Annotated in this window: 20 protein-coding genes, 2 tRNA genes and 1 pseudogene; 20 read left to right on the top strand and 3 right to left on the bottom strand. The window is 69.8% G+C overall.

What is annotated here, in order from left to right:
• The first annotated feature begins 58 nt into the window (after positions 1-58).
• The 13 genes and pseudogenes from ACQEXA_RS36330 to ACQEXA_RS36390 all read left to right on the top strand — a co-directional run bounded on the left by ACQEXA_RS36330 (position 59) and on the right by ACQEXA_RS36390 (position 14,854).
• Positions 59-385: a hypothetical protein gene (locus tag ACQEXA_RS36330; RefSeq protein WP_433132166.1), complete on the top strand. Its 327-nt coding sequence runs from the start codon at positions 59-61 to the stop codon at positions 383-385.
• Positions 386-443: 58 nt separating this feature from the next.
• Complete coding sequence (locus ACQEXA_RS36335) at positions 444-758, top strand: pore-forming ESAT-6 family protein (RefSeq protein WP_433132047.1); 315 nt, start codon at positions 444-446, stop codon at positions 756-758.
• Positions 759-829: 71 nt separating this feature from the next.
• Complete coding sequence (locus ACQEXA_RS36340; protein ID WP_433132168.1) at positions 830-1,213, top strand: DUF6507 family protein; 384 nt, start codon at positions 830-832, stop codon at positions 1,211-1,213.
• Positions 1,210-3,774 carry an ADP-ribosyltransferase gene (locus ACQEXA_RS36345; RefSeq protein WP_433132170.1) on the top strand — a complete coding sequence of 855 codons (2,565 nt, stop codon included), beginning with the start codon at positions 1,210-1,212 and terminating at the stop codon, positions 3,772-3,774. The genes ACQEXA_RS36340 and ACQEXA_RS36345 overlap by 4 nt, the downstream gene beginning before the upstream one ends.
• 41 nt (positions 3,775-3,815) lie before the next feature.
• The gene (locus tag ACQEXA_RS36350) at positions 3,816-4,220 is read left to right on the top strand and encodes a hypothetical protein (RefSeq protein WP_432927728.1); all 405 of its coding nucleotides are present in this window, start codon (positions 3,816-3,818) and stop codon (positions 4,218-4,220) included.
• Positions 4,213-4,611 (top strand): hypothetical protein, encoded by a 399-nt coding sequence (locus ACQEXA_RS36355; protein ID WP_432927726.1) that lies wholly within the window; start codon positions 4,213-4,215, stop codon positions 4,609-4,611. The genes ACQEXA_RS36350 and ACQEXA_RS36355 overlap by 8 nt, the downstream gene beginning before the upstream one ends.
• Before the next feature lie 162 nt (positions 4,612-4,773).
• On the top strand, positions 4,774-5,250 hold the full coding sequence (locus ACQEXA_RS36360) for an HD domain-containing protein (protein WP_432939148.1): 477 nt from the start codon (positions 4,774-4,776) through the stop codon (positions 5,248-5,250).
• A 57-nt stretch (positions 5,251-5,307) separates the two neighbouring features.
• On the top strand, positions 5,308-5,628 hold the full coding sequence (locus tag ACQEXA_RS36365) for a hypothetical protein (protein ID WP_433132172.1): 321 nt from the start codon (positions 5,308-5,310) through the stop codon (positions 5,626-5,628).
• 109 nt (positions 5,629-5,737) lie between these two features.
• Positions 5,738-7,093, top strand: a complete 1,356-nt coding sequence (eccD, locus tag ACQEXA_RS36370) for a type VII secretion integral membrane protein EccD (protein ID WP_432927722.1) — start codon at positions 5,738-5,740, stop codon at positions 7,091-7,093.
• Between the two features lie 48 nt (positions 7,094-7,141).
• Complete coding sequence (locus ACQEXA_RS36375; protein WP_433132174.1) at positions 7,142-8,335, top strand: MinD/ParA family protein; 1,194 nt, start codon at positions 7,142-7,144, stop codon at positions 8,333-8,335.
• Positions 8,336-8,357: 22 nt separating this feature from the next.
• Entirely contained in the window at positions 8,358-12,389 is a 4,032-nt protein-coding gene (gene eccCa / locus ACQEXA_RS36380) for a type VII secretion protein EccCa (protein ID WP_432927718.1), read from the top strand.
• Between the two features lie 82 nt (positions 12,390-12,471).
• The gene (locus ACQEXA_RS36385; RefSeq protein WP_433132176.1) at positions 12,472-13,905 is read left to right on the top strand and encodes a DUF6177 family protein; all 1,434 of its coding nucleotides are present in this window, start codon (positions 12,472-12,474) and stop codon (positions 13,903-13,905) included.
• Between the two features lie 123 nt (positions 13,906-14,028).
• Positions 14,029-14,854: pseudogene (locus ACQEXA_RS36390) on the top strand (class I SAM-dependent methyltransferase).
• An 18-nt stretch (positions 14,855-14,872) separates the two neighbouring features.
• Here ACQEXA_RS36390 and ACQEXA_RS36395 read toward each other — a convergent pair.
• On the bottom strand, positions 14,873-16,039 hold the full coding sequence (locus ACQEXA_RS36395; protein WP_432927714.1) for an acyltransferase family protein: 1,167 nt from the start codon (positions 16,037-16,039) through the stop codon (positions 14,873-14,875).
• A gap of 511 nt (positions 16,040-16,550) precedes the next feature.
• On the opposite strand from ACQEXA_RS36395, the gene ACQEXA_RS36400 reads away from it, so the two are divergent.
• Together ACQEXA_RS36400 and ACQEXA_RS36405 are read left to right on the top strand one after the other, a co-directional pair.
• Positions 16,551-16,745, top strand: a complete 195-nt coding sequence (locus ACQEXA_RS36400; protein WP_059131620.1) for a hypothetical protein — start codon at positions 16,551-16,553, stop codon at positions 16,743-16,745.
• A 365-nt stretch (positions 16,746-17,110) separates the two neighbouring features.
• Complete coding sequence (locus ACQEXA_RS36405; RefSeq protein WP_433132178.1) at positions 17,111-18,022, top strand: hypothetical protein; 912 nt, start codon at positions 17,111-17,113, stop codon at positions 18,020-18,022.
• Positions 18,023-18,095: 73 nt separating this feature from the next.
• Here ACQEXA_RS36405 and ACQEXA_RS36410 read toward each other — a convergent pair.
• A tRNA-Gly gene (locus ACQEXA_RS36410) sits at positions 18,096-18,166 on the bottom strand.
• Positions 18,167-18,319: 153 nt separating this feature from the next.
• On the opposite strand from ACQEXA_RS36410, the gene ACQEXA_RS36415 reads away from it, so the two are divergent.
• From ACQEXA_RS36415 to clpX, 5 genes are all read left to right on the top strand, one after another.
• A tRNA-Pro gene (locus tag ACQEXA_RS36415) sits at positions 18,320-18,396 on the top strand.
• A gap of 202 nt (positions 18,397-18,598) precedes the next feature.
• Positions 18,599-19,984: a trigger factor gene (gene tig, locus ACQEXA_RS36420; protein WP_432927710.1), complete on the top strand. Its 1,386-nt coding sequence runs from the start codon at positions 18,599-18,601 to the stop codon at positions 19,982-19,984.
• 592 nt (positions 19,985-20,576) lie between these two features.
• On the top strand, positions 20,577-21,188 hold the full coding sequence (locus ACQEXA_RS36425) for an ATP-dependent Clp protease proteolytic subunit (RefSeq protein WP_359391153.1): 612 nt from the start codon (positions 20,577-20,579) through the stop codon (positions 21,186-21,188).
• Positions 21,189-21,341: 153 nt separating this feature from the next.
• Positions 21,342-22,022 carry an ATP-dependent Clp protease proteolytic subunit gene (locus ACQEXA_RS36430; RefSeq protein ID WP_359390799.1) on the top strand — a complete coding sequence of 227 codons (681 nt, stop codon included), beginning with the start codon at positions 21,342-21,344 and terminating at the stop codon, positions 22,020-22,022.
• A gap of 192 nt (positions 22,023-22,214) precedes the next feature.
• Positions 22,215-23,501 (top strand): ATP-dependent Clp protease ATP-binding subunit ClpX, encoded by a 1,287-nt coding sequence (gene clpX / locus ACQEXA_RS36435; protein ID WP_359390802.1) that lies wholly within the window; start codon positions 22,215-22,217, stop codon positions 23,499-23,501.
• Positions 23,502-23,650: 149 nt separating this feature from the next.
• Here the strand turns inward: clpX and ACQEXA_RS36440 are convergent, their stop codons facing one another.
• Complete coding sequence (locus ACQEXA_RS36440; RefSeq protein ID WP_433132180.1) at positions 23,651-24,664, bottom strand: hypothetical protein; 1,014 nt, start codon at positions 24,662-24,664, stop codon at positions 23,651-23,653.
• Between the last annotated feature and the right edge of the window lie 47 nt (positions 24,665-24,711).

Here is a 24,711-nt window from a genome sequence, read left to right on the forward strand (position 1 = left end):
ATGGCAACACGTACGTCGCAGACGGAACACGACCGATGGGTCGGAACGGGGAGACACGATGAAGTTCGACATGGGGGCGCAGACCCTGTCGACGCTGATGAAGGGCTCGCGTGGGTCGAGCGAGAAACTGGGGACGTTGATCCGTCAGTTGGTGCAGGCGGCGCAGCCGTTGGAGGGGAAGTTCAACGGTGCGGGGCGTGCGGCGTTCGATCAGTTCAAGGGGCGGGCGGACGGTATCGCTCAGGAGCTGAACGGTTCGCTGGCGGCGATTCTGGGTGGTCAGTCGGGGATGGACTCGGCGTTCGCTTCGGGTGACCAGGAGCAGGGTGAGAACGCGCGGCGTCAGATGGGCGCGGCGAACTTCGACGGGGCGCGGTTCCGCTGAAGTTCTGTGTGACGCACGGTTGTTGGGCTGAAGTCTTTCTTACGGGGAGTGGTGTGTGATGGCGGGTTCGGGTGCGGATCGTCGGTCGTATGACACGGGTGCGTCGGCGGATGCGCAGGGCAATATCCAGGCGGTGATCGGCCGGTTGGAGTCGGTGATCGCGGAGCGGGACCGTCAGGTGAAGGCGGCGATGGCGGACTTCACGGCGGATGGTGTGGCGGATGAGTACCACGGCAAGGAGTTGCGGTGGAATCGTGCGTCGCAGGAGGTCAAGAGCATCATCGCGTTGCTGAAGTCGACGTTGGAGCACAACGATGCGACGGCGCAGTCGACGATCGCGAAGGCGAAGTCGGCGGTCGACAACATCGGCTGACGTAGGCGGCCTTCGGGCCGTGTGTTGGCTTCGCTTGGGCTGGCGCCGAGCAGACACAGAGGACGACGGGGATGACCGGCTGGGATCTGAAGCCGCAGGGTATTCAGGGTGTGTTGAAGACGACGGGTGAGACGGCGTCGCATCTTGAGGGGTATGCGAAGGCGTATGGGGAGCATCTGACGTCGGCGGCGTCCAGTGCCGGCACCGTTTCCGCTGAGGGCGGCGGGGGTGGGGAGAAGGCGCAGGGTGGTCTGGTGGCCCTGGCCTTGTCGCAGTATGCGGAGCATGCGACGAAGGATCTGCAGTACATCGCGTTGCGGGCGGGGAAGTCGTTGCAGGGTGCGGTGGATGCGACGACGGCGTATCTGCAGGGTGATGAGGCGATGGCGGCGGAGGCGCAGCGCAAGGCGTTGGCGGAGCCGCGGGTGGATCTGCCGGGGGTGGGCAAGGCGTGATCAATCCTGGGCAGATTCCGCAGTTCACGGGTGATCTGGCGCAGTTGGAGAAGGATTACGGCGATCTGAAGTCGGATGCGTCGCATGTGCGGTCCACGGGCCGGGATGTGCATACGCAGTTCCAGGGTCTGTCGGCGTATTACACGGCGCCGGAGGCGGAGCAGTTGTTCGCGACGACGAAGCCGGTGGCGGATCGGGCGGACGGGTTCGCCGGCGATCTGGAGACGGTGTCCTCCGCCTTGTCGTCGTATGCGACGGAGATCCGTCCGCTGGTGGCGAAGCTGAAGCAGTTGAAGCTGGATGCGACGGCGTTCGTGGACTCGGTCAAGGGTGACGGGGACTGGGAGTACGACGGGGACAAGGTCGATCACCACAATCAGATCCGTGATGATGTGACGGCGGCGGTGGCGGCGTTCTGGGCGGCGGAGCGGACGTGCCACAACAAGATCACTGCGTTGTTCGGTGGGACGCAGATGGTGGCCGGGGACGGGTCGGATCGTAAGGACCAGTACGGGTTCAACGCCCGGGACATGAAGGACGCGAAGCTTCCCTGGGGTGACCCGGTGGAGGAGAAGCACCACTGGTACGAGATCGGCCATTGGGTGAAGTCGTTCGTGTGGGACGGGCTGATCGTCGACGGGGTGTGGGGGACGATCAAGGGTCTGGGCACGCTGGTGGGTTGTGGTGGCTGGGAGGCGATGGGTCAGGCGTGGAAGGGTCTGGCGCAGTTGGCGACTGGTCTGGTGATTTCCTCGATGCCGGGTGCGGGGGCGTTGTTCTGGGCGTTGCCGGATGACAAGTTGCCGTCGTGGTTGCGTGATTCGCGTACGGCGATGAAGGAGACGGGTAAGGCGCTGGTGGCGTGGGACGAGTGGGGCAAGAACCCGGCTCGTGCTGCGGGTGCGGTCACCTTCAATGTGCTGACGACGGTGTTCACGGGTGGTGCGGGGGGTGCGGCGTCGGGTGCGGGCAAGGCGGGTGCGGTCGCGAAGGCGTTGTCGCTGGCGGGCAGGGTCATCGACCCGATGACGTACATCGCCAAGGGTGCCGGAGCCGGGCTGTCGAAGATCGGGGACATCAGCAAGGCGCTGAAGGGCGTCGGCAACGTCGAGATCCCCAAACTCCCGGACGGCTCCGTCCATCTGCCGGACGGCCGCCTGCTGGACCCGAACGGCAACCTCATCGCCCACGACGGCACCATCGACACCACACCGGTACCGCACGAGGTGGCACCGGGCCTCCCGGCCCACTGGACGATCCAGGAACCGGCGCTGTCGGGGGTACGCGCGGGGGACGGCGCGGCGGGCGGAGTGACACACACGACCGACGCGGCGGCAACGGGCGGCCACTACGACATCCCGCGGGGCGGTCACTACGACACGGCGCCGGCTGGCCACTACGACACCGCGCCGGGTGGTCACTACGACACGGCGCCGGGCGGCACCACCGGTCATACGCCGAGCGGCACCTTCGACGGCACGCCGACGTCGTACGACCACACGGCGACGCCGACGTCGTACGACCACGCGCCGACCACGACACCGCACGAGGCCCCGACGGTCCCGCCGCACACGGGGCACGACGTCCCGTCCGGCACGCCCCACCCGGGGCACGACTTCCAGCACGGCACCGACCACACGCCGCACAGCACCGGGCACGACACCCCGGGCGGCCACACGCACGACGGGTCCCACGGCGCGGGGCATGACGGGCATGGCCACGATGGTCAGGGCCATGACGGCACGGGTCACGACGGCGCCGGGCACGATGCCGCGCACGCCGGTGACCACGCGGGGGTCGGGCACGATGGCGTGGACACGGCCGCGCATCAAAGCGCCGACGCTCCGGTGGCGCCGGGCCACTCGGGCACGGACACGGTGGGGCACGGCGGGGCCGGGGAGCCGTTCGAGTACAAGCCGCTCATGTCGGGGGACGACTTCGACAACCTTGCCACCGACGCGGAGAAGCACGCGGTGGCCACAGCGGAACTGGAGCACGGCACAAATCCGGCGCCCAGCGCCAGCGACGAAGCAGGGCAGGGCTACGGCGACGCGTACTGGAACAACTTCCTGGATACCCTCGACCCCTCTGGCAAGGATGCACTGCATACCTACAGTGATCACTACTACACGCAGATCAACGGTCACCTGCGGGGCGCCGAACCCGATGTGTCCCCCGGCATCGTGCACACCATCAATGAGATGGACCGAGTCATGGGAAGCCGCCCCGTGCCGGAAAACATCATCGTCGTGCGCGGCACCGGGATCGAGCACCTCAACCTAAGGTCGCCGATGGAGATGGTGGGCCACTCTTACGGGGACCCTGGGTACACCTCCACGGCGCTCGGAAAGACGGTGCCGCCGCCCTTCCGGCACAAGCCAGTGGTCATGCACTTGCGGGTGCCAAAAGACACGCCTGCCCTCTGGATCGACCACATCTCCGCGAATCCCGGAGAACGGGAACTCCTACTCGCGCGCGGTACGAACTACAAGGTGACGCGCGTATTCATGGATGAGGCAGGCAAGTGGCACGTCTACGGGGAGGTTCTACCGAAGCCGTAGCCTCGTTGCGGATCAGGTGGATGTAAAGGAATGTGGACATCATGAGCAGTGAACGACCGATTAACCCGCGTTTCGACGACGACATGAGGTTCGTGGAAAGGCCGGGCGGTCCGCCGCGCTACAGGGACTGGACCGACAAGCCGGTGCAGTACTTCACGGTGATCGACAAGCAGGGCGGCGCGGTCCTTGGATATGTGTGGGCCGGTGACGAGGACGATGCCGCTGCGTACGAACCGCAGCAGGCCGCCGGACCTCGGGGGGTCAACGAGAGCGGCTTCTGGATTCGTCGGTTGCGCAATGCCAAGGAACGGGGTATTCGACCGTCCCAGGCTCTCGCCGAGTTGCTGGCCGTCCCGGAACCAGGTGGCAAGGGACGGCCTGTGCCCGGTTCTTTGACTGACGCTCCGAACGCCGCCGCAGTCGAAGCCCTTGCCAAAGGTGAGTAGGGAACAGCGGATCAACCCGCGCTTCGCAGAAGATCTACCGTTCAACGAGGTCAGCGGACCGCCGCGGTACAACCGTGCCACCGACGGCCCGGTTCAGTACGTGAGCATCGCCAATGCGGCCGGCTCGGTCATCGGATATGTGTGGGCCAACGATGCGGATGAGGCGGCCGGCTGGCTGACGCCGCCGGGGCTTCGTCCTGCGGACCTCAATGCCGGTGCTCCGTGGCTCTGGAAGCTACGGGACGCCAAGGCTCGCGACCTTGCGCCCACCGCTCTACTTGCCGAGCTGATGGAAGGTGCGGGTGACAGCGAGAGGAGCCACGTCGTACCCGGTTCACTCTCCGAGGTGGGGACTCTTGGAGCGCTCAGGGACCTGGTGAGCAGGGGCTGACCATGCGTCACGCATTGCCGACTGCCCAGGGCGTCGAACCTTCGGGCGGCACCGAGCCTCCACCGCCCCCCGGCATCCCCCGACCGCAACTGGGCTGTACTCCCCGCTCGTCCATGCCTTATGTTGCAGGGGCAAAGTTAGGGGGAGCTTGTCATGCCGCTCATGCCGCACGAACCGCGGTCATCAGAGGCACATATGAGCCTGGCCGAGGTCGAGGCCGTCGCACGTGCCGCGCACGCCGCGCAGAAGGACAAGGCCGGGCGGCCTTACGCGGAGCATCTTCAGGCCGTCGCCGACGGCGTACGGGCCCGGGGCGGTGGCGACGAACTCGTGGCCGCCGCCTGGTTGCACGACTCCGTGGAGGACGGCGTCCTCACCGAGGAGTGGCTGGAGGCGGCCCCGTTGTCACAGGTGACGAAGGACGTCGTGCGAGCCGTCACCAAGCCCCCGGGAGAGGAGCCGCAGGCGTACGCCAGGCGCATCCTCGCCACCCCGGGCGCCCGGCTCGTCAAGGCGGCCGACCTCGCGCACAACGCCGACCCGCACCGGCTCGCGGCCCTCGACGCCCCCACCGCCGAGCGGCTCACCCGCAAGTACGCGGCCATGCGCGAGTACCTCGGTCTCGGTGCAGATGACTGACGGGCCGACGGCGACCGCGGCCGACACAGGACGGTACGGAACGGCACGGGACTGCTGATGACACGGGACTACGACAGCCAGTTGCTGGAGTCGGTGGCGGTACGCCGCCGGCGGATGCGTGACGCGCTGCTGTTCGGCGCCCAGCGCGGCCGGCGCACGGTGGACGAGCGGTTCGGCAAGATGTTCGCGGGCATCGCGATCGCCGCCGTACTGTGCGCCGGTTGCGTCGGCTGGTCCTTCCTCCACGCCACCCTGGCCAAGCAGAAGGCCGAGCAGAACAAGCAGGAGCAGCAGCAGGAGCAGTTGTACGCCCCGTCCGGCGGAAGCGGCGGCCAGACGCCCACCGCCGACGGCACGAAGCAAGGCACGAAGAGGTGAACCCGGTCCGCCGGGTGGGCATGACCCTGCCAGGGAGGTCGCGCGCCTCCACGGAACCCCCGTACGGACACACCGTTTCGGACGACATCGCGATGATAGGTTCCCCCAAGTGGTGAGCACAGCAACGACTTCCCGGGCCCAGCTGAGCCGGGTCACCCTGGTCGGTGAGCGACGGCGAGCCGACATCGTCCTGCCGTCGGACACCCCGATCGGCCAACTGCTACCCGACATCCTGCAGTTGCTCGACGACCGGGCCGCCGCACGCCCTATGACACGGCAACTCGTCACCTCGGACGGCTCGGTGCTGCCGCACGACGCCACGCTGTCCTCGGCCGAGATCGCCGACGGCGCGGTGCTCCAGCTCGTGCGGGCGCACGCCGCCCCGCCCGCGCCGGTCGTGCACGATGTCACGGACCAGGTCGCCGACGACCTCGACCTGCGCGCCTGGCGCTGGCGCCCGGCCGCCCGCCGGGTCACCGCCGGCGTGGCCACCTTCGTCTTCGCGGTGACCGCGGCCGTCCTCGCCCGGCACGAGTTCGACCTCCGCCCCCTCACCACGGGACTGGTGGCCGCCACCCTCGTCCTGCTCCTCGCCGGAGCCCTGGTGGCCAAGGTCGGAAACGGCAACCAGGGACTGGCCACCGCGCTGCTCCTCGCCTCCGGCGGACTCGGGCCGCTCACCGCCTGGACCGCCGCCGACGCCTACGACTGGCCCGGGACGGCCCGGCTCGCCGGTGTCGTGGCCGCGCTGGTGCTCACCCTCGTGCTGCTCGCCTTCTTCTCGCCGCTCGGCCGCGGCGGGCTCATCGGGGCGGGCGCGGCGGCGGTCATCGCCGTCGTCTGGGAGACGGCCGCCGCCGTGCAGGACGAACCGGCCCGGCTCGGCGCCGTGATGGCCGTGCTCTCCGTCGTGCTGCTCGGGCTGCTGCCCCGTTTCGCGCTGATGGCCTCCGGTCTGACCGGGCTCGACGACCGCAGGTCGGGAGGCGTATCGGTCAGCCGGCACGAGGTCGGCAACGCGCTGGCGGCCACGCACCGCGGGCTCGCCCTCGCGACGATCGCCACCGCCGTCTCGGCCGCCGCCGGCGGCTGGCTGCTGACCACCGCGCCGGAGCCGACCGTGTGGACCGTGGCCCTCACATCGCTGGTCGCCGTCGTGCTGCTGTCCAGGGCCCGGGCGTTTCCGCTGGTCGCCGAGGTGGTCGCGCTGTTCGCCGCCGCCGCCCTGCTCGTCGTACGCCTGGTGGTGCTCTGGATGGACCACGCCGCGGGCGCCGGACCGCTCGCCGTGCTGTGCGCGGCCGCGGTGCTGCCGCTGCTGGTCCTCGCCGTGCAGCCGCCGGAGCATGTGCAGGTACGGCTGCGGCGCGTCGGCGATCTGATCGAGTCGATCGGTGTGATCGGGCTGTTCCCGCTCGCCGTCGGCGTGTTCGGCATCTACGGGCAGCTGCTCAACAAGTTCTGACAGATGGTGCGGCCGCTCCGGGCGGGGCGGACAGGAGAGAAGGGCGACATGCCGAACGGGGAGAACTGGCAGAGCGACGTGCTGCGCAACCTCAGGGGCGGCTCCGGGCAGCAGGGCCCCGAGGCGCACCCGCAGGGCACGCCCGTCCCCGGTGCCGCACAGCCGCACCCGCAGGGCGCACCCGCGCAGGGGCAGGCGTACGAGCACCCCCAGCAGCCCGTGCCCCAGCAGGCGTACGCCGGACAGCAGGGCGCCGCCGCACAGCCTCAGCACCGTCCGGTGCCCGCTCAGCGGCCCGCCGGCCCTCGGCCGCAGCCCCGCACCCCCGACTCACGCCCCGTCGTCGACAAGCAGCTCGCCGGTGCCGGCCTCAAGCCCCGCCATGGCGAGCCGCTCTCCGCCCGTGCCCTGCGCGCCGTGCGCCGTACCGTCTCCTCCTCCGCCGCCCGTGAGGTCGCCGGAGCCACCGCCACCGCCGAGGTGCTCCAGCAGGCCGTGACCACCGGGCGGCAGATCGCCGTCACCTCGATCCGCGGCGGAGCCGGCAAGACGACCGTCGCCGCCCTGCTCGGCACCACATACGCGCACTACCGGCACGACCCGACCCTCATCATCGAGGCCGACCCGGCCCTCGGCACGCTGCCGCTCAGGCTCGGCGCCGAGACACTGCGCTGGACCACCGGCGATGTCGCGGGCATCGTGGAGCCACAGATGTCGCTGCTCGACGTCACCGGCTACCTCGTCCAACTCCCCGACAACGCCTGGCTGCTGCCCGGCAGCCAGGGCCAGATCGGCGCCATGCTCGACACCAAGGCGTACGAGCGGGTCATGGTGTCCCTGCGGCGCTACTTCGGCGTCACCGTCGTGGACTGCGAGACCCTGCCCGCCGAGGTCGCCCGTGTCGCCCTGTCCGCCTCCCAGGCGCGGGTGCTGACCGCGCCGGCCACGCTGGAGGGCGTCGCCAGCACCTTCGCCGTCCTGGAGTGGATGCGCGGCCTGCCGCGTCATGTCATCGAGGGGACCGTCGTCACGCTGACCGAGATGGTCCCGCACACCGGACTCGACGCCACCAAGGCCGCGGAGACGCTGCGCGCGACCGGCGCCCGGGTCCACGTACTGCCCTACGACCGGCACCTGGCGGCGGGCGGCGCGATCCGCACCGAACTCCTCGCACACGCCACCCGGCTGGCCGCCACACGCCTGGCCGCGGAGGTCTTCCAGCTCTCCCAGAAGCGCCGCTGAAGCAAGGGGGAGGACACGGCACATGAGCACCCGACTGATCCACCGGCCGGCCCGCACCACCCGGCCCCCGGCGGCCCCCGAGCCGCGCACCATCGAGGCGCCGCCCAACCTGCCCGAGGGCAAGGCCGGTTCGATCGCGACCTCGCTGCTGCCCGTGGCCGGCGTGATGTCGTCCGTGGTGATGATGACCGTCGTGCGCAACAGCCAGTTCGCGGGGCTCGGCGCGATCATCCTGGTGGTCACCATCGCCGGCTCCATGGCGCTGGTGTTCTCCCAGCGCGGCAAGGCCCAGCGAACCCGCCGCACCCAACGCGAGGCATATCTCGCGTACTTGGAGGACACGCGCGAGGAGCTGTCCAAGGAGGAACGGGAGCGGCGCGAGACGGCGCAGGTGCTCAACCCGCCGCCGGACGCGCTGTACGACATAGTCCGCGATCCGGCCCGCCTGTGGGAGCGGCGGCGCCTGGACGCCGACTTCCTGCGCGTGCGCGTCGGCACCGGTGAGATGCCCGTACGGGATCTGAGGGTCGGCCAGCAGAGCTCGTCCGTGCTCACTCCACCGGACCAGTTCATGCTGAACGAGGCGTCCGCGCTGACGGCCCGCTTCGGCACCGGCACGGAACTCCCGCTCACCGTCCCGCTGGACCGGGTCGGGAACATCAGTGTCATCGGCCCCCGCGAGGACACCCTGCGGGTGGCCCGCGCCCTGATCGTCCAGGCCGCCGCGACGCACGCTCCGGACGACGTCGCCATGGCGCTCGCCGTCCCCGGGGACCGGCTGGCGGAGTGGGAGTGGGCCAAGTGGCTGCCGCATCTGCTCGACTCCGAGCAGTTCGACGGCCCGGTCGCCGCCCGCCGCATCGCCCCCTCACTGCCCCAGCTGTCCCGCCAGATCGGCCCCGAGCTGCGCCGCCGTGCCTCCTACGCGGCCGAGGTGCGCCGCGGTCTGTCCGGCAAGGACGCCCTCGCCATGACCTCCCGGCTGCTCGTGGTCACCGACGGCCATGGCGAGGACGCCGTCGACCTGCCGCGCCCCGATGACGCGGTCGGTCTGCGCGACATGGGCGTCACCGTGCTGCACCTGCTCGACCAGCGGATCCAGGAGCCCGGCCAGGTCGGGGTCCGGATCACTGTGGAGGGCGACCGGATCGTCATCGAGGACCTGCGCGAGGCCGAGCCGATCAGCGCGCACGGCACGGTCGACGAGGTCGGCATCCCGTTCGCCGAGGGCCTGGCCCGGATGCTCGCCCCGCTCAGGCTGTCCGCCGAGTCCATGGTCGACGCGCCGCTGACCGGCCCGGTCGACTTCGCGGAGCTGCTCGGCATCGACGACGTGGCCCGCCTTGACCTCGACCGGCTGTGGGCGCCGCGCGGCGAACGCGCCTTCCTGCGCGTGCCGATCGGCATCAGCGACAGCCGCGAGCCGGTCCTGCTCGACCTGAAGGAGTCCTCGGAACTGGGCATGGGCCCGCACGGTCTGTGCGTCGGCGCCACCGGTTCCGGCAAGTCCGAGCTGCTGCGCACCCTGGTCCTCGCGCTGGTCGCCACCCATCCGCCGGAGGACCTCGCGCTGGTCCTGGTCGACTACAAGGGCGGTGCCACCTTCGCCCCCTTCGCGGACCTCCCGCACGTGGCCGGAGTGATCACCAACCTGGAGAACCAGGCGGGCCTGGTGGAGCGCGTGCACGCGTCGCTGGCGGGCGAGGTCAAACGCCGCCAGCAGGTCCTCAAGGACGCCGGAAACGTCGCCGACATCGGTCACTACGCCGCCCTGCGCGCCGAGAAGCGCCCCGACCTCGAGCCCCTGCCGCATCTGTTCGTCGTCATCGACGAGTTCGGCGAACTCCTCACCGCCAGGCCGGACTTCATCGACCTGTTTCTGTCGATCGGTCGGATCGGCCGCTCCATCGGCGTGCATCTGCTGCTGTCCAGCCAGCGCATCGAGGGCGGCAAACTCAAGGGCCTGGACACGTATCTGTCCTACCGGCTCGGTCTGCGTACCTTCTCCGCCGACGAATCCCGTACGGTCCTGGACACCACGGACGCCTTCCATCTGCCGCCGCTGCCCGGCTTCGGCTACCTCAAGGTCGACACCAGCCACTACGAGCGGTTCAAGGCGAGCTATGTCTCCGGCGGTTACCGGGGTCCCGTCCAGCGCGAGGAGGAGGACACCGGACCGCTCGCCCTGGAGTACGCGGCGTACAACACCCTGGGCCAGGCGGAGGGTTCGGGCGCCGAGGAGCCGCAGATGCGGCGCCGCGAGACCGGTCCCACCGAGATGGGCGTCATGGTTCAGCAGATCGAGCGCGGGGCCGGGTCCCGGCCCGTGCGCCAGATCTGGCTGCCCCCGCTGCCCGACGCCATCGCCCTCGACAAGGTCGCCGGACCCGTCGAGGTCGGGCCGCGCGGTATGCAGCTCGCCGATCAACGGGGGCGCGCGGAGCGCTCGTCGGCCGGGGGTGGCCGGGCCGCCGGCGGGAGGGGTCCGCTCCGGGTGCCGATGGGCATCCTGGACGATCCGACGAAGCAGTGGCAGGGCCAGTGGTATCTGGACCTGACGGTCGCGGGCGGCCATGTGGCGGTCATCGGCGGGCCGCAGTCCGGCAAGACGACGCTGATGCGCACCCTCGGCCTCTCCCTGGCGCTCACCCACACTCCGCAGGAAGTCGGCATCTACGGCCTCGACCTGGTCGGCGGCGGTCTCCAGGCTCTCGCCGGGCTGCCGCACGTCGGCGGCGTCGCGGGCCGCGCCGACCGCGAGCGCGCCGCACGCACCATCGACTCCGTGCGCGGCATGCTCGACCAGCGCGAGGAGCTGTTCCGGATCCACAACATCGATTCGCTGGAACAGCTGCGCACCCTGCGCGCGGCGGGCCGTCTGCCGGAGCTGGCCTCCACCGAGGTCGTGTTGCTCATCGACGGCTTCGGCGCCCTGCGTGACGACTTCGAGGAACTGGACGACCCGGTCGTCGACATCCTCAAACGAGGCGGCGGCTACGGCATCCACGTCGTCGCAGGCATGCTCCGCTGGAACGACGTGCGCATCGCCACCCAGTCCCAGTTCGGCACCCGCGTCGAACTGCGCCTGAACGACCCGAGCGAGTCCAGCGTGGACCGCAAGCTCGCCGAGACCCTCGCACCGGAGGAGAAGGGCCGCGTCCTCACCGACGGCAAGCTCTTCGCCCAGGTCGCGCTGCCGCGCACGGACGGCCTCGCCGACACCGCGGACCTCGGCGCCGTCCTGGAACGCACCGCCCGTACGGTCCGCGCCACCTGGACCGGTGACGTCGCCCAGCCCGTGCGCGTGCTGCCGCACGTCCTGGAACCCCGGCTGCTGCCCGGCCCGTCGGCCGAGCCGCGCCGGGTGCCGATCGGCCTGGACCAGAACCGGCTGGCGCCCGTCCTGCTCGACCTCTTCGCGCACGACCAGCATCTGCTGATCATGGGCGACAGCGAGTGCGGCAAGACCAATCTGCTGAAGGTCGTCGCGAACGGGCTCATCGAGCGCTACAGCGAGGACGAACTGGTCTTCGGCGTCATGGACCCGCGGCGCGGACTGCGCGGCGCGATCCCCGAGGAGTACCGCGGCGGCTACGCCTACAACTCCAAGCTGGCCGGAGCCCTGTCGGCCGGTATCGCCGGCGAGCTGGAGAAGCGGCTGCCCGACGAGAGCGCGGACAGCGAGGACCTGGAGCCGGGCAGCTGGGGCACGGGCCCGCGGATCGTGATCCTGGTCGACGACTACGACGTGCTGACCACGGCGGGCCAGCAACCCCTCGCCCCCTTCCTGCCGTATATCCCCTCCGCCGTCGACATCGGCCTGCACTTCGTCGTCACCCGCCGGGTCGCGGGCGCCGCCCGTGGCCTGTACGAGCCGCTGCTCCAGGGCCTGCGCGAGTCCGGCGCCTCGGCGCTGGTGATGGCGGGCGACCGCAGCGAGGGCCAGCTCTTCCCCGGTGTGTACGCCACCCAGCAGCCGTCGGGGCGCGGGGTACTGGTGCGCCGGGGTGAGCCGAACCGGCTGATCCAGACCGTGTACGCGGGGGACCGGTGAACCGGGCGGTCTCCGCTGTGCGTCCGGGGGACCGGAGCCGTACGACACCCGAACCGACCACGTCGAAGGACCTGCCGACCTCATGACCAAGGACGTCATCGCCCTCACCCAGAAGATGCCCGACCCGCTGAGCGTGATCGCGGGTCTGCTCTCCGGCGGCCCGGACAAGCTGGTGGGCACGGAGGGCGAGGGCGCGGTGGTGCAGCTCTGCGACGAGCAGGGGCGCCCGCTCGTCTCCGTGGAGGCGCCGCTGCTGGTCCAGGTCAGGGGTGAGGCGGAGCGGCTGCTCGGCGCACGCGAGCCGGAGGTGCCGTACTGGTGGACGGAGGCCCGGGCCACCACCGGCGTCGCGGAGGCCGAGCAACTGGCGGGCACTTTCGCGGCCCGTCTGGCCTCGCTCGTCGGGGGCACCGCCTGGCCGCCGCAGGCCGCGACTTCCCTGGCCGTGGTGAAGACCGACGGAGTGAGCGCGGTGCCGACGCCCGCCGCCGCCCAGCCCGCCGTGGATGTGCTCACCGACAAGGTCGCCGTCGTCATCCAGGACCGCCCGGTCGTCGCGATGACGGCCTGGCTCTCGGACGCCCTGCGCGCGGCGGCGGCAGCCGAACTCGGCCTGCAGATCGTGACGCCCGCGGGCACCCGCCTGTCGCCCGCCGTCCGCAACAGCCTGCCGGGCTGGCCCTCGCGCTGGGTCGTGCAGGACGAGGAGGACGGCTACTACGACGGGCTGTCCGGGGCCGTCCTGGAGTGGAAGAACGGCCTGTTCGTGACGGTGGAGTCGCCGGACGCCACCCCGCAGGACCCGCGCACCCCGGTCGCTGACTCCTTCAAGCAGGACCTCGCGGAGAACGCGGCCATGGGGGAGCGGCAGCTCGCGATCTCCTTCCGGGCCGTCCATCCGGCGGACGACCGGCTCGTTCTGGGCGGAGCGCTGGAAACCGTGTGGCGCGAGATCACGGGCGAGCCACCGGCCGGGTGCGGCACCGAGGAGCCCGCCAACCTCCCGTGGTCGCTACGGCAGTTGACGGACGCGGCGCACGAGCGGTCACCTGCTCCGACCTGGCTCGTCGTGGTCGGCACCCCGGAGCGCCCCGGGCTCGCGACGGTCCGCATCAGCCGTACGAAGGGCGGGGTCGAGGAGGACGTCACCCTGGCGTTCGGTTACGGGCCAGGCGAGGAGGTGCCGACGGACGCGGTCCGCGCGGCAGCCGAGGCGCTGGCGACCCGGCACGACCTCCAGTCGATGCTGGTCCAGATCCGCAAGGCCCGCCGCGACCTGTCCGTACCGCCGCGCTTCGAGGGCCCGGGCGTACCGTTCGCCTTCGTCCTGGGCGCCGAGGAGGTCCGCGCGATGCCGGGTGACAGGGCCCGCCGCACTCCTCTGCAGGAGGCCCCGATCCCGCTCGGCCCCAGAACGCGCCCGGCGCTGTACTACCCGCTGCCGGGGGATCCGGCGGACCTCTCCGGATGGCAGGACTTCGAGAGGCTGATGCGACACCTCAAGGGCACTTCGTAAGGAGAGGACCCCAGGGCGCCCCTGGGGCCGGGACCGGCCGCACACGACTCGCCGTCCCCCGCGGGGCCTCGCGGGCACTCACCGTGCGCCCCTTGCGGGCGGACTTCGCCTAGCCTGCTCCGCATGCCCGACGAGACCGCGCACGCGATGCGCGACGAACGGCCCGAGGAATCCCGGCGGGTGCGCCTCGGCCGGATCTTCGACGAGGACGCGGAGCTGTACGACCGGGCCAGGCCCGGATATCCGCCGGAGCTGTACGACGACCTCGTGGAACTCGCGGGTGCCTGCCCCGGCAGCCGCGTACTGGAGGTGGGCTGCGGGACCGGCCAGGCGACGGTGCCTTTGGCCGGACGCGGCTGCCGGATCACGGCTGTCGAGGCGGGTGCGCACATGGCGGCCGTGGCCCGCCGCAACCTGGCCGGGGCCGCGGCGGTGGAGGTGGTGACGGCGGACTTCGAGAGCTGGCCGCTGCCGGAGGAGCCCTTCGACGCGGTCGTCTCGGCGACGGCGTTCCACTGGATCGATCCGGCGGTGCGGACGGCCAAGGTCGCCGACGCGCTGCGTCCGGGCGGAGCGCTCGCCGTGGTGCGCAGCCGGCATGTGATGGGCGGCACCGAGGAGTTCTTCGTCGAGGTCCAGCGCTGCTACGAGCGCTGGGGTCCGCACTCTCCGCCCGGGCTGCGGCCCCGCGGCGGCCGGCATCGACGGCTCCGACCATGCCGAGGAGGTGGCGTTCGGCCCCACGGACTTCCGCCGCTACGAGCAGGACCTCACGTATGGCACGTCGGACCATCTGGAGCTGCTGCGGACCTATTCCGGTCACCGGGCTCTTCCCGAAGCCGCCAGGGACGGGCTGCTGGCGTGCATCGCGGGCCTGATCGACGGGTGGTACGGCGGCCGGGTGACCAAGCGGTATCTCATCGAGCCGGCAGTGTCACCCAGGCGGTGACACTGCCCGGCGCATCGCCTAGGCCCCGGCCCGCTCGTGTGCGAGGGCGGACGCGTCCCGCTTGAACGCCCATTCCATCTTGGGCTCCATCACGTACCGGAACACGCGCCGCACCGGAGGGGTGCACAGCACGGTCACCACAGCCCCGGCGAGCAGGGTCACGAACAGTTCACCGAGCGGCCGGTGCAGCCAACCGTGGTCGTACCAGCCCCGGTAGTCCGCGCCCTTCACGAAGAACCCGTGCAGCAGGTAGCCGTACAGCGTGCCCGCGCCCAGTGTCGTGAACCACATCTGCCGACGCGGCACCCACGAGAAGAAGCAGGCCGTGAGCAGCAGGGAGCAGCCCAGCAGGGCGAGCACCATGATCGGACCGCACCACCACGGCACCCCCAACTCGTGTGCGCTGTCGCGGTGGTAGAACCAGGCGGGGTTCATCCGCGGCACGGCCCACCAGGCCACGGCGAGCCCGCCGGCGAGCACCGGGACCGACAGGACGCGCACCGCGCGGCGCCGGAACAGCTGGAAGTGCTCCGGTTTCATCGACAGGCCGATGACGAAGAACGGCAGGAACTGCAGCACCCGCTGAAGGTCCAGGTCGTCGCCGATGTCGGGGGAGACGGAGGCGAGCATCGCGATCGCGATCGCGAGCGGCACCGGGTAGCGGACCAGCTTCCAGATGGGGGTCGTCAGCCGCCAGATGAACAACGCGATCAGGAACCACGTCAGGTACCAGGGGTCGAGCAGGCTGATCGCCAGATCAGGGTCGCCGCCTATCGCACGCTTGAAGAGCACGTACGCCGTCTCGAACACGACATACGGCACGACCACCCCCGTCAGCAGCCGCTTCAGCCGGTCGGGGCGCAGGTCGAAATTGCGCGAGAAGTAGCCCGAGATGAGGATGAACGCCGGCATGTGGAAGGCGTAGACGAACATGTACGCCGCTTCCAGGGTGCGATGGCCGCCCTTGAGGGGCTCCCAGGAGTGCCCCATCGCCACGAGCACGATCGCGAGGTACTTGGCGTTGTCGAAGAAGGCGTCACGCTGCTTGGCGGGCGGCTTGGCGGCGGTCCGGGAACCGCGTGGAGCCGGTACTCCCTCGGTCGGTGACTGCGCCGAGGGGGGTGGCGACGGCGGTGCCGGGGACGGCCCTGTTGCTCTTGCGGAGGATGAGGCAGCGTGGAACATCTGAGGCACCCTAGCGTTGTCATGGGCTTCCGTAAAACCCTCGATGCGAATACCGGTTTCGCCTGCGCATACCCCCGAGTCGGGAAAGTCGACGTCGCGTGAGCGTGTTCCGTCGCACATTGCCGAACATGCGGATTTACCTACCAGGTAGGGGTGTTGTGCCCGTATTCATCCGGACTAAAGTGGGCATAGTGCCGGTGGGCGACTCTGGCGGAATGTCCGGTCCGAAGGGATGGCCAAGCGTATTCGGATTATCTGCGTGCGTGATGTGTGGCCATAGAAACGATCACTGTGGATTCGCCCGCAGGGATCCTCTTAAATGCCCTTCGGGCGGGCGGTGTTCATCGTCACGTTCCGGCGCTGCGCACGCGCTGCGCGCGGCTGACGTGGCCGACGATGCCTCACGGGCCGCATAGGGTGGGCCGGTTGGTGGCACGATGGTTCCAGCGGGGGTGCGCTGGAAGGGTGCCCCCGGGCCGGGAGAGCGGACCGACCGAGGGTGTGATCAGTTGTGGCCATTTCGCTGTCAGTGGTGCTGCTGTTGGCGATCATCCTGGTGGTGTTGATCCGAGGAGGCTCGATCAAGGCGGGCCCAGCGATCGTGGCCATCCTCTTCGGCTTCTTCCTGGCCTCGACCGGTATGGCGCCGTCCATAAACCGGTTCCTGAACTCGATAGCCGACACCATCAACTCGATCAACTTCTGAGCGAACGCGAACGCGGATGGGGTTGTTCGCGGATGCGGCCGCTCTCGTGACCCCACCCGCCGGCGACCGGACCCGGCGCTCCCGGTGGAGTGAATGGTCGCCGGGAGGCGAGCTGTGCCGTCGCCGCACCGGTGACGCATGCGAACGCCGCTGCGCCCCGTAGCCGCGCCTGTGCTCCGCGTGTGGCGTATACGCGACAAAAGCCGACCCGAACGGACGGGCCAGTCACCGACGGGTCACAGACAGCTGTCGAACGAGGTTGCGCCCCAGGGGCGTGCGCCCACCTGCCCGAAGCAGACGAGGCGGCACCTGCCCATGCCCCATCCGCCGCGGGCGGGAGCAGGCGGTCGGCAGAGCCCGCGCCCATGTCCGGCACAGCCGGGTCGGCGGCCGGCCGGCCGATCGGTGTCGGCAACGTCATCGGCAGCGTCGTGTTCTCGGTGACCGCGAAGGTGGGCATCATCGCCCTGGCCGGCGGCGCGCTCGTGATCACCCCGGAGGTCTTCAGGTGGCACCTGCCGGCCCTCGTGGCGATCAACGGGTTCGCCGCCTACGCCCTTCTCACCGGGCACCTCAGGCGTTGGCACGGCGTGGTGCTGCTGGTGGCCTACTGGGCCATCAGCTTTACCGTGTTCGGGCTGGTTCCCGTCGACGATGCACCAGGCTCCGACGACGCGCGCCGGCCGGGCACCGAAGCACCAGCGGTCCCGGGCACGCCCGTCCCCGACAACGACGACGCGCCCGCCCCGATTGCCCTGATCGCCCTGCCGACCGACAGCGACTGGAAGACAGGCGTCTTGCGGGACTGCTGGTCAGAGCTCGGCCACGACGTCGTGATCGGGCATCTGCCCGCCCCCTGTCACTCGGTTGGCAACAGGTGCGCGACCAGTAATCACCAGCAGTCTCGGGTCGCGGGCGGCACAGGTGTGGTCGGCGGCGACCTGCGGGGTGACGGCGGCCGAGGGCGTCGCGGACGCGGGCCGCGGCGAGGTGGGTCGTCCGGAGGGCGAGGACGATGCGACCGGCGCCGACGAGTGTGCGACCCGCGGTGCGGTCGGTCCATCGACCGAATCCGGTGCGCCGGCCTGTACCGCACAGCCCACAGTCGTCAGCAGTATCGCGCAGCCGAGCACACGCCCCCACAGGCTCCCCACGGGGCGACCGTAGCAGGCGTTCGGAGGCCCGGATCATCCCGGCCTCCGAGGCGATGCCCGCGCCGTCATCTCGCGATGGGACGAGAGGGCCGCCTATCCCACGGGCACGCAACGGGCACGTAGGGCCGGGCGAAGATCGGAAATGCATCAGGGCCAGGACGAGGAAAGATCCTCCGACCTGGCCCTGAGCCACAAGAGCGGGCGACGGGAATCGAACCCGCGTAGCTAGTTTGGAAGACTAGGGCTCTACCATTGAGCTACGCCCGCAACAGGACGCGCCGCAGGTCAGTGACCGCGGCACAGAAGGCATCGTAGCGGGTCGCCCGCCCCGGAGGCCAACGCGTTGGTCTGTGCGTTCACCCATCTGCAATCCGGCCGACGTGACCGGTCCGGGCATGTACCCTACGTGTCGCACCAGCACGGGGTGTGGCGCAGCTTGGTAGCGCGTCCGCTTTGGGAGCGGAAGGCCGTGGGTTCAAATCCCGCCACCCCGACCACCGATCGGCGTCACTCGGCGACGACTCGACTGATCGCCTTTTGGGGTGCCCAGTGCCTGCGGTTACTATGCAAGCTGCGCGCCCGTGTGTCTGCACTGCCCAGTCTCTCAGGCAGGGGCCCGCGAATCCGCCGAAGGCCCGCCCGTCCCGGGCGGAGCAGCTCGGCAGAACCCCAAGAAGTCAGCCACAAGGAGACCGAACCGTGAAGAGCGCCGTGGAGACCCTGAACCCGACCCGGGTTCGGCTCACTGTCGAGGTGCCCTTCGAGGAGCTCAAGGACAGCCTCGACGCGGCGTACAAGAAGATCAACCAGCAGGTCACGGTGAAGGGCTTCCGCAAGGGCAAGATCCCGGCCCGGGTCATCGACCAGCGGTTCGGTCGTGGCGCCGTGCTCGAGGAGGCCGTCAACGATGCGCTTCCGAAGTTCTACACCGAGGCGGTCAACGAGGCCGAGCTGAACCCGTTGGGCCAGCCCGAGGTCGACATCAAGGAGCTGAAGGACAACGAGGTGCTGTCCTTCACCGCCGAGGTCGACGTCCGCCCCGCCATCGAGATCCCGGACTACTCCGGCATCGACGTCGAGGTCGACGCCGTCGAGGTGACGGACGAGGACATCGAGAAGTCCGTCGAGCAGCTGCGCGACCGCTTCGCGTCGACGAGCCCGGTCGAGCGCGCCGCCGAGGACGGTGACGTCGTCACGATCGACCTCGAGGCCAAGGTCGACGGCGAGGTCCTCGAGGACGGCGTCGCCAGCGGCGTCTCCTACACCATCGGCTCCGGCGAGCTGCTCGACGGCGTCGACGACGCCGTCAAGGGCCTGTCGGCCGGCGAGAAGGCCACCTTCACCTCCGAGCTGAAGGGCGGCTCCGCCGCCGGCAGGGAGGCCGAGGTGACGGTCAAGGTCACCCAGGTCGCCTCCCGCGAACTCCCCGAGCTGGACGACGAGTTCGCTCAGCTCGCCTCCGAGTTCGACACGCTGGAGGAGCTCAAGGCGGACAGCCGCAAGCGCCTCGAGAACATGAAGCAGTACGACCAGGCCACGCAGGCCCAGGAGCGTGTCCTGGACAAGCTGCTCGAGCTGGTCGAGGTCCCGATCCCCGAGAAGCTTCTCGAGGACGAGATCAACACCCGTAAGCACAACCTCGAGCACCACCAGCTCGGCCAGATGGGTCTGACCCTCGACAAGTACCTGGAGATCCAGGGCAAGAGCGCCGAGGAGTACGAGGCCGAGACGCGCGAGGCCGCGATCAAGGGCATCAAGACCCAGTTCGTCCTGGACGAGCTGGTCAACAAGGAGAAGCTGAGCGTCAGCCAGGAGGAGCTCACCGAGCACCTCATGCGGCGTGCGGCCTCCTCCGGCATGTCCCCCGACCAGTTCGCCCAGGCGGTCGTCGAGGGCGGCCAGGTCCCGATGCTCGTCGGTGAGGTCGCCCGCGGCAAGGCCCTGGCGGTGGTGGTCGAGGCCGCCACGGTCAAGGACACCAACGGTGAGCCCGTCGACCTGGACGACGAGGACGAGGACGAGTCGGAGGCCACGGAGGCCGCCGCCGAGGCCGCGGAGGCCGGCGAGGCGAAGCCGGAGGCGTAGCCCTCACGGACACCTGCCGTACCACGGGCCCCGGGACGCCATGCGTCCTGGGGCCTGTCCTCGTACGCGGACGGCGTAACCGGGAGGCGGCGTTCTTCGGCCGTCAGGGGAGGGCCGGGGCGCCCGGCAGGAGTCAGGGGCGGGCGCCGCTCCAGGGGGCGCGGAGGACCGCACACGCGACCCCGGGAGACCGGCGCCGGTGGGCTCTGCCCCGCCCCCGGGGGACGAAGGGGCCAAGCCCACGACGGGAGCCCCGCAAGAGGCCGGGACCCGTACGGGCGCCCCCGAACGACCCGCACAGCGCGCCCGCCGCACGTCCCATGGCGACAATGGTCACGGAGCCCGGGGCGACAGCCCGTCACGGCGCCCCGGACGCCGGGTCCCGCAAGGCCAACGCCCATGCGCTGACAGCGAACACCCGCAGAAGCGGGATGGCACCCGCCTGCCTGCGCGTTAGGGTCCATGAATACGAGGGCAGGGGAGTCCCCGAAGCCGCCCGTGCGAGGGGCGCACGGGGTCCCACGCCCCGGCAGAACACGTGAGACGGCTCCGCGCCGTCGTAAGACGAGCAGGTGGATACGTGACGAATCTGATGCCCTCCGCCGCCGGCGAGCCTTCCATCGGTGGCGGCCTCGGCGACCAGGTCTACAGCCGGCTGCTCAACGAGCGGATCATCTTCCTCGGTCAGCCGGTGGATGACGACATCGCCAACCGGATCACTGCACAGCTGCTGCTCCTTGCCGCCGACCCGGACAAGGACATTTACCTCTACATCAACAGCCCCGGCGGCTCCATCACGGCCGGTATGGCCATCTACGACACCATGCAGTACATCAAGAACGACGTGGTGACCATCGCCATGGGCATGGCGGCGTCGATGGGACAGTTCCTGCTCAGCGCGGGCACCCGGGGCAAGCGCTTCGCCCTGCCCAACGCCGAGATCCTGATCCACCAGCCCTCGGCCGGCCTCGCCGGTTCGGCGTCCGACATCAAGATCCACGCCGAGCGGCTGCTGCACACCAAGAAGCGCATGGCCGAGCTCACCTCTTTCCACACCGGCCAGTCGGTCGAGCAGATCACCCGTGACTCGGACCGCGACCGCTGGTTCGACGCCGAGGAGGCGAAGGGCTACGGCTTGATCGACGAGGTCATCACCACCGCTGCCGGCATGCCGGGCGGCGGAGGCACCGGGGCGGGCTCGTAAGGCCTCACCGGGCCCGTACGGCCGGGTAGACCCCGACGGGGCTCCCACCGGGCCCGTACCGCCCGGTCAGACCCCCTACGGGCTCACCGGGCCCCTGGGCCCCAGCGCCTCTTCAGCCCCCAGCCACCGCCTCAGCCCTTTTCAGGAGACACCGTGAACGACTTCCCCGGCAGCGGCCTCTATGACCGTGCGCGTGCCGAGTACACCGCCCCCGTGGCCGAGTCCCGCTACGTCATCCCGCGCTTCGTGGAGCGCACCTCGCAGGGCATCCGCGAGTACGACCCGTACGCGAAGCTCTTCGAGGAGCGCGTGATCTTCCTCGGCGTCCAGATCGACGACGCCTCCGCCAACGACGTCATGGCGCAGCTGCTGTGCCTGGAGTCGATGGACCCCGACCGCGACATCTCGGTCTATATCAACAGCCCGGGCGGATCCTTCACCGCGCTCACGGCCATCTACGACACGATGCAGTTCGTGAAGCCGGACATCCAGACGGTCTGCATGGGCCAGGCCGCCTCCGCCGCCGCCGTGCTGCTGGCCGCCGGCACCCCGGGCAAGCGCATGGCGCTCCCGAACGCCCGGGTGCTGATCCACCAGCCGTACAGTGAGACGGGCCGCGGTCAGGTCTCCGACCTGGAGATCGCCGCCAACGAGATCCTCCGGATGCGCTCGCAGCTGGAGGAGATGCTGGCCAAGCACTCGAACACGCCGATCGAGAAGATCCGCGAGGACATCGAGCGCGACAAGATCCTGACGGCCGAGGACGCGCTCGCGTACGGCCTGATCGACCAGATCATCTCGACCCGCAAGATGAACAACGCATCTGTCCGCTGACGCGAATCCACCGGATTCGTCATCGGATCTGTATCGTCTGCCGCCCCTTGGCACGGTGTGACTCGGTACACGTCAAAGTGAACCGTGCCAAGGGGGGCCCGAACGGGGGGCCCGGCAAGGTACCGTCGGACATAAGGCAGCACCAGGAGCCGCTGGACGTAAGGCGTCTCCCAGGCGAAGGGGAAGCACACCGTGGCACGCATCGGTGACGGCGGCGATCTGCTCAAGTGCTCGTTCTGTGGCAAGAGCCAGAAGCAGGTCAAGAAGCTCATCGCAGGCCCCGGTGTGTACATCTGCGACGAGTGCATCGATCTCTGCAACGAGATCATCGAGGAAGAACTCGCGGAGACGAGCGAGGTGCGCTGGGAGGAACTCCCCAAGCCCCGCGAGATCTACGAGTTCCTCGAGGGGTACGTCGTCGGCCAGGAGGCCGCGAAGAAGGCCCTGTCCGTCGCGGTGTACAACCACTACAAGCGGGTGCAGGCGGGTGAGAACGGCGGCGCTCAAGGCCGCGACGACGCCATCGAGTTGGCGAAGTCCAACATCCTGCTGCTGGGCCCGACGGGCTCCGGCAAGACACTCCTGGCCCAGACTCTCGCCCGCATGCTGAACGTCCCGTTCGCCATCGCCGACGCGACGGCGCTGACGGAGGCGGGGTATGTCGGCGAGGACGTCGAGAACATCCTGCTCAAGCTCATCCAGGCGGCCGACTACGACGTCAAGAAGGCCGAGACGGGCATCATCTACATCGACGAGATCGACAAGGTGGCCCGCAAGAGCGAGAACCCGTCGATCACCCGGGACGTCTCGGGTGAGGGCGTGCAGCAGGCGCTGCTGAAGATCCTGGAGGGCACGACGGCCTCCGTGCCTCCGCAGGGCGGCCGCAAGCACCCCCACCAGGAGTTCATCCAGATCGACACGACGAACGTGCTGTTCATCGTGGGCGGCGCGTTCGCGGGCCTGGAGAAGATCATCGAATCCCGGGCGGGCGCGAAGGGCATCGGCTTCGGCGCGACGATCCGCTCGAAGCGGGAGCTGGAGTCGAAGGACCAGTTCGAGGACGTGATGCCCGAGGACCTGGTGAAGTTCGGCATGATCCCGGAGTTCATCGGCCGCCTCCCGGTCATCACCTCGGTCCACAACCTCGACCGCAAGGCGCTGCTGCAGATCCTGGTGGAGCCGCGGAACGCCCTCGTGAAGCAGTACCAGCGCCTCTTCGAACTCGACGGCGTGGAACTGGACTTCGAGCGCGAGGCCCTGGAGGCCATCGCGGACCAGGCGATCCTGCGCCAGACGGGCGCCCGCGGTCTGCGCGCCATCATGGAGGAGGTCCTCCAGGCGGTGATGTACGAGGTCCCGTCCCGCAAGGACGTGGCCCGCGTGGTCATCACGGCCGATGTGGTTCTCTCGAACGTGAACCCGACCCTGATCCCGCGTGACGCGCGCGGCCGGGGAGCGGGGGAGCAGAAGACGGCGTAGCCGTCGTTCGGTATGTCACGCGAGGTGCCCGGTGCATGCAGCACCGGGCACCTCTGTGTTTCGACCCTGCTGAGACAGAGCCGCAGACCAACTACGGGGCGTCCCGCACCACAGCGGGGCGCCCCGTTTCGCTGGGATTCAGCGCAGCGTTAGCCCTTGACGCGGACCTGGTCGTGGACCTTGGTGGTGACGTCGATCGCCGTGTCCTTGGTGACGTCGGTCGTGTTGTCGCCGGGGGAGACCATGGCGAGCGTGCTGTAGTCCGCCCACACGCAGAACCAGTCGGTCTTCTCCTTCTTGGTCACCGCGTTCGTGCCCTTGGCCGCCTGGCACTTCATCACCCCGCCGTCCAGGTCCGCCGACTCCGGCGAACCGAGCAGCTCGGCCTTCTGGCCGGTGCTGCCGCCGGCGGAGCTTTCCTCGGTCTGCTTCTTGATCAAGGCGAAGAACTTGTCCAGGGCGGCCTCGGGGTCGGCGATCTTGCCGTAGCCGCCGACGAACGTGATGGACTTGGCCGCTGCGAGATCGGCCGTGCCGGGCGCGGTGGACGGGTCCTTGGGGTTGTACTTGCTGAAGTCGGCCGCGGAGTAGATGCCGAAGACGGCCGTGCCGTTCTGGACGCCGCTGGCCTCGAGGTTCTTCACCGTCGACGAGTCGTTGGCGGCGGAACCGTCCCCGGTGACCCGGGTGTAGTCGCCCAGGATCTTGCTCGGCGTCGTCAGCTTGTGCGGGCCGTCGTCGGCGAGGGCGGAGCCGCCGCCCCCGCCGATCGCGAAGTACGCAACCACCGCGATCGCGGCCACGACCGCCACCGCTCCGGTGACGATGAGGCCCGTCTTCTTCTTGCCGCCCGCCGGTGCCGGCGGCTGCGGAACGCCGTACGGCTGCTGTCCGTAGGACTGCTGTCCGTAGGGCGCCTGGCCGTAAGGCGGCTGGCCGGGCGGCGGGGTGGGCTGCTGGCCGTACGGGTTGTGCTGGGGCGGGATGCCCTGGGGTGCCTGCTGGGGGTAGCCGTAACCGGGCTGGGGTGCCTGCGGAGTCTGCTGGGGGTAGCCGTAACCGGGCTGGGGTGCCTGTGGTGGACCGCCGTAGGGGCCCGGCTGACCGTACGGCCCGGACTGCTGGGGCGGTCCGGAGTACGGGCCCGGCTGGTTGTGGCTCATCTTCTGGGTTCCCCCCAGAGACGCTTATGGATCCCTCACATCCTGGC

The sequence above is a fragment of the Streptomyces sp. CA-106110 genome (assembly GCF_050936285.1).
GTDB lineage: Bacteria > Actinomycetota > Actinomycetes > Streptomycetales > Streptomycetaceae > Streptomyces.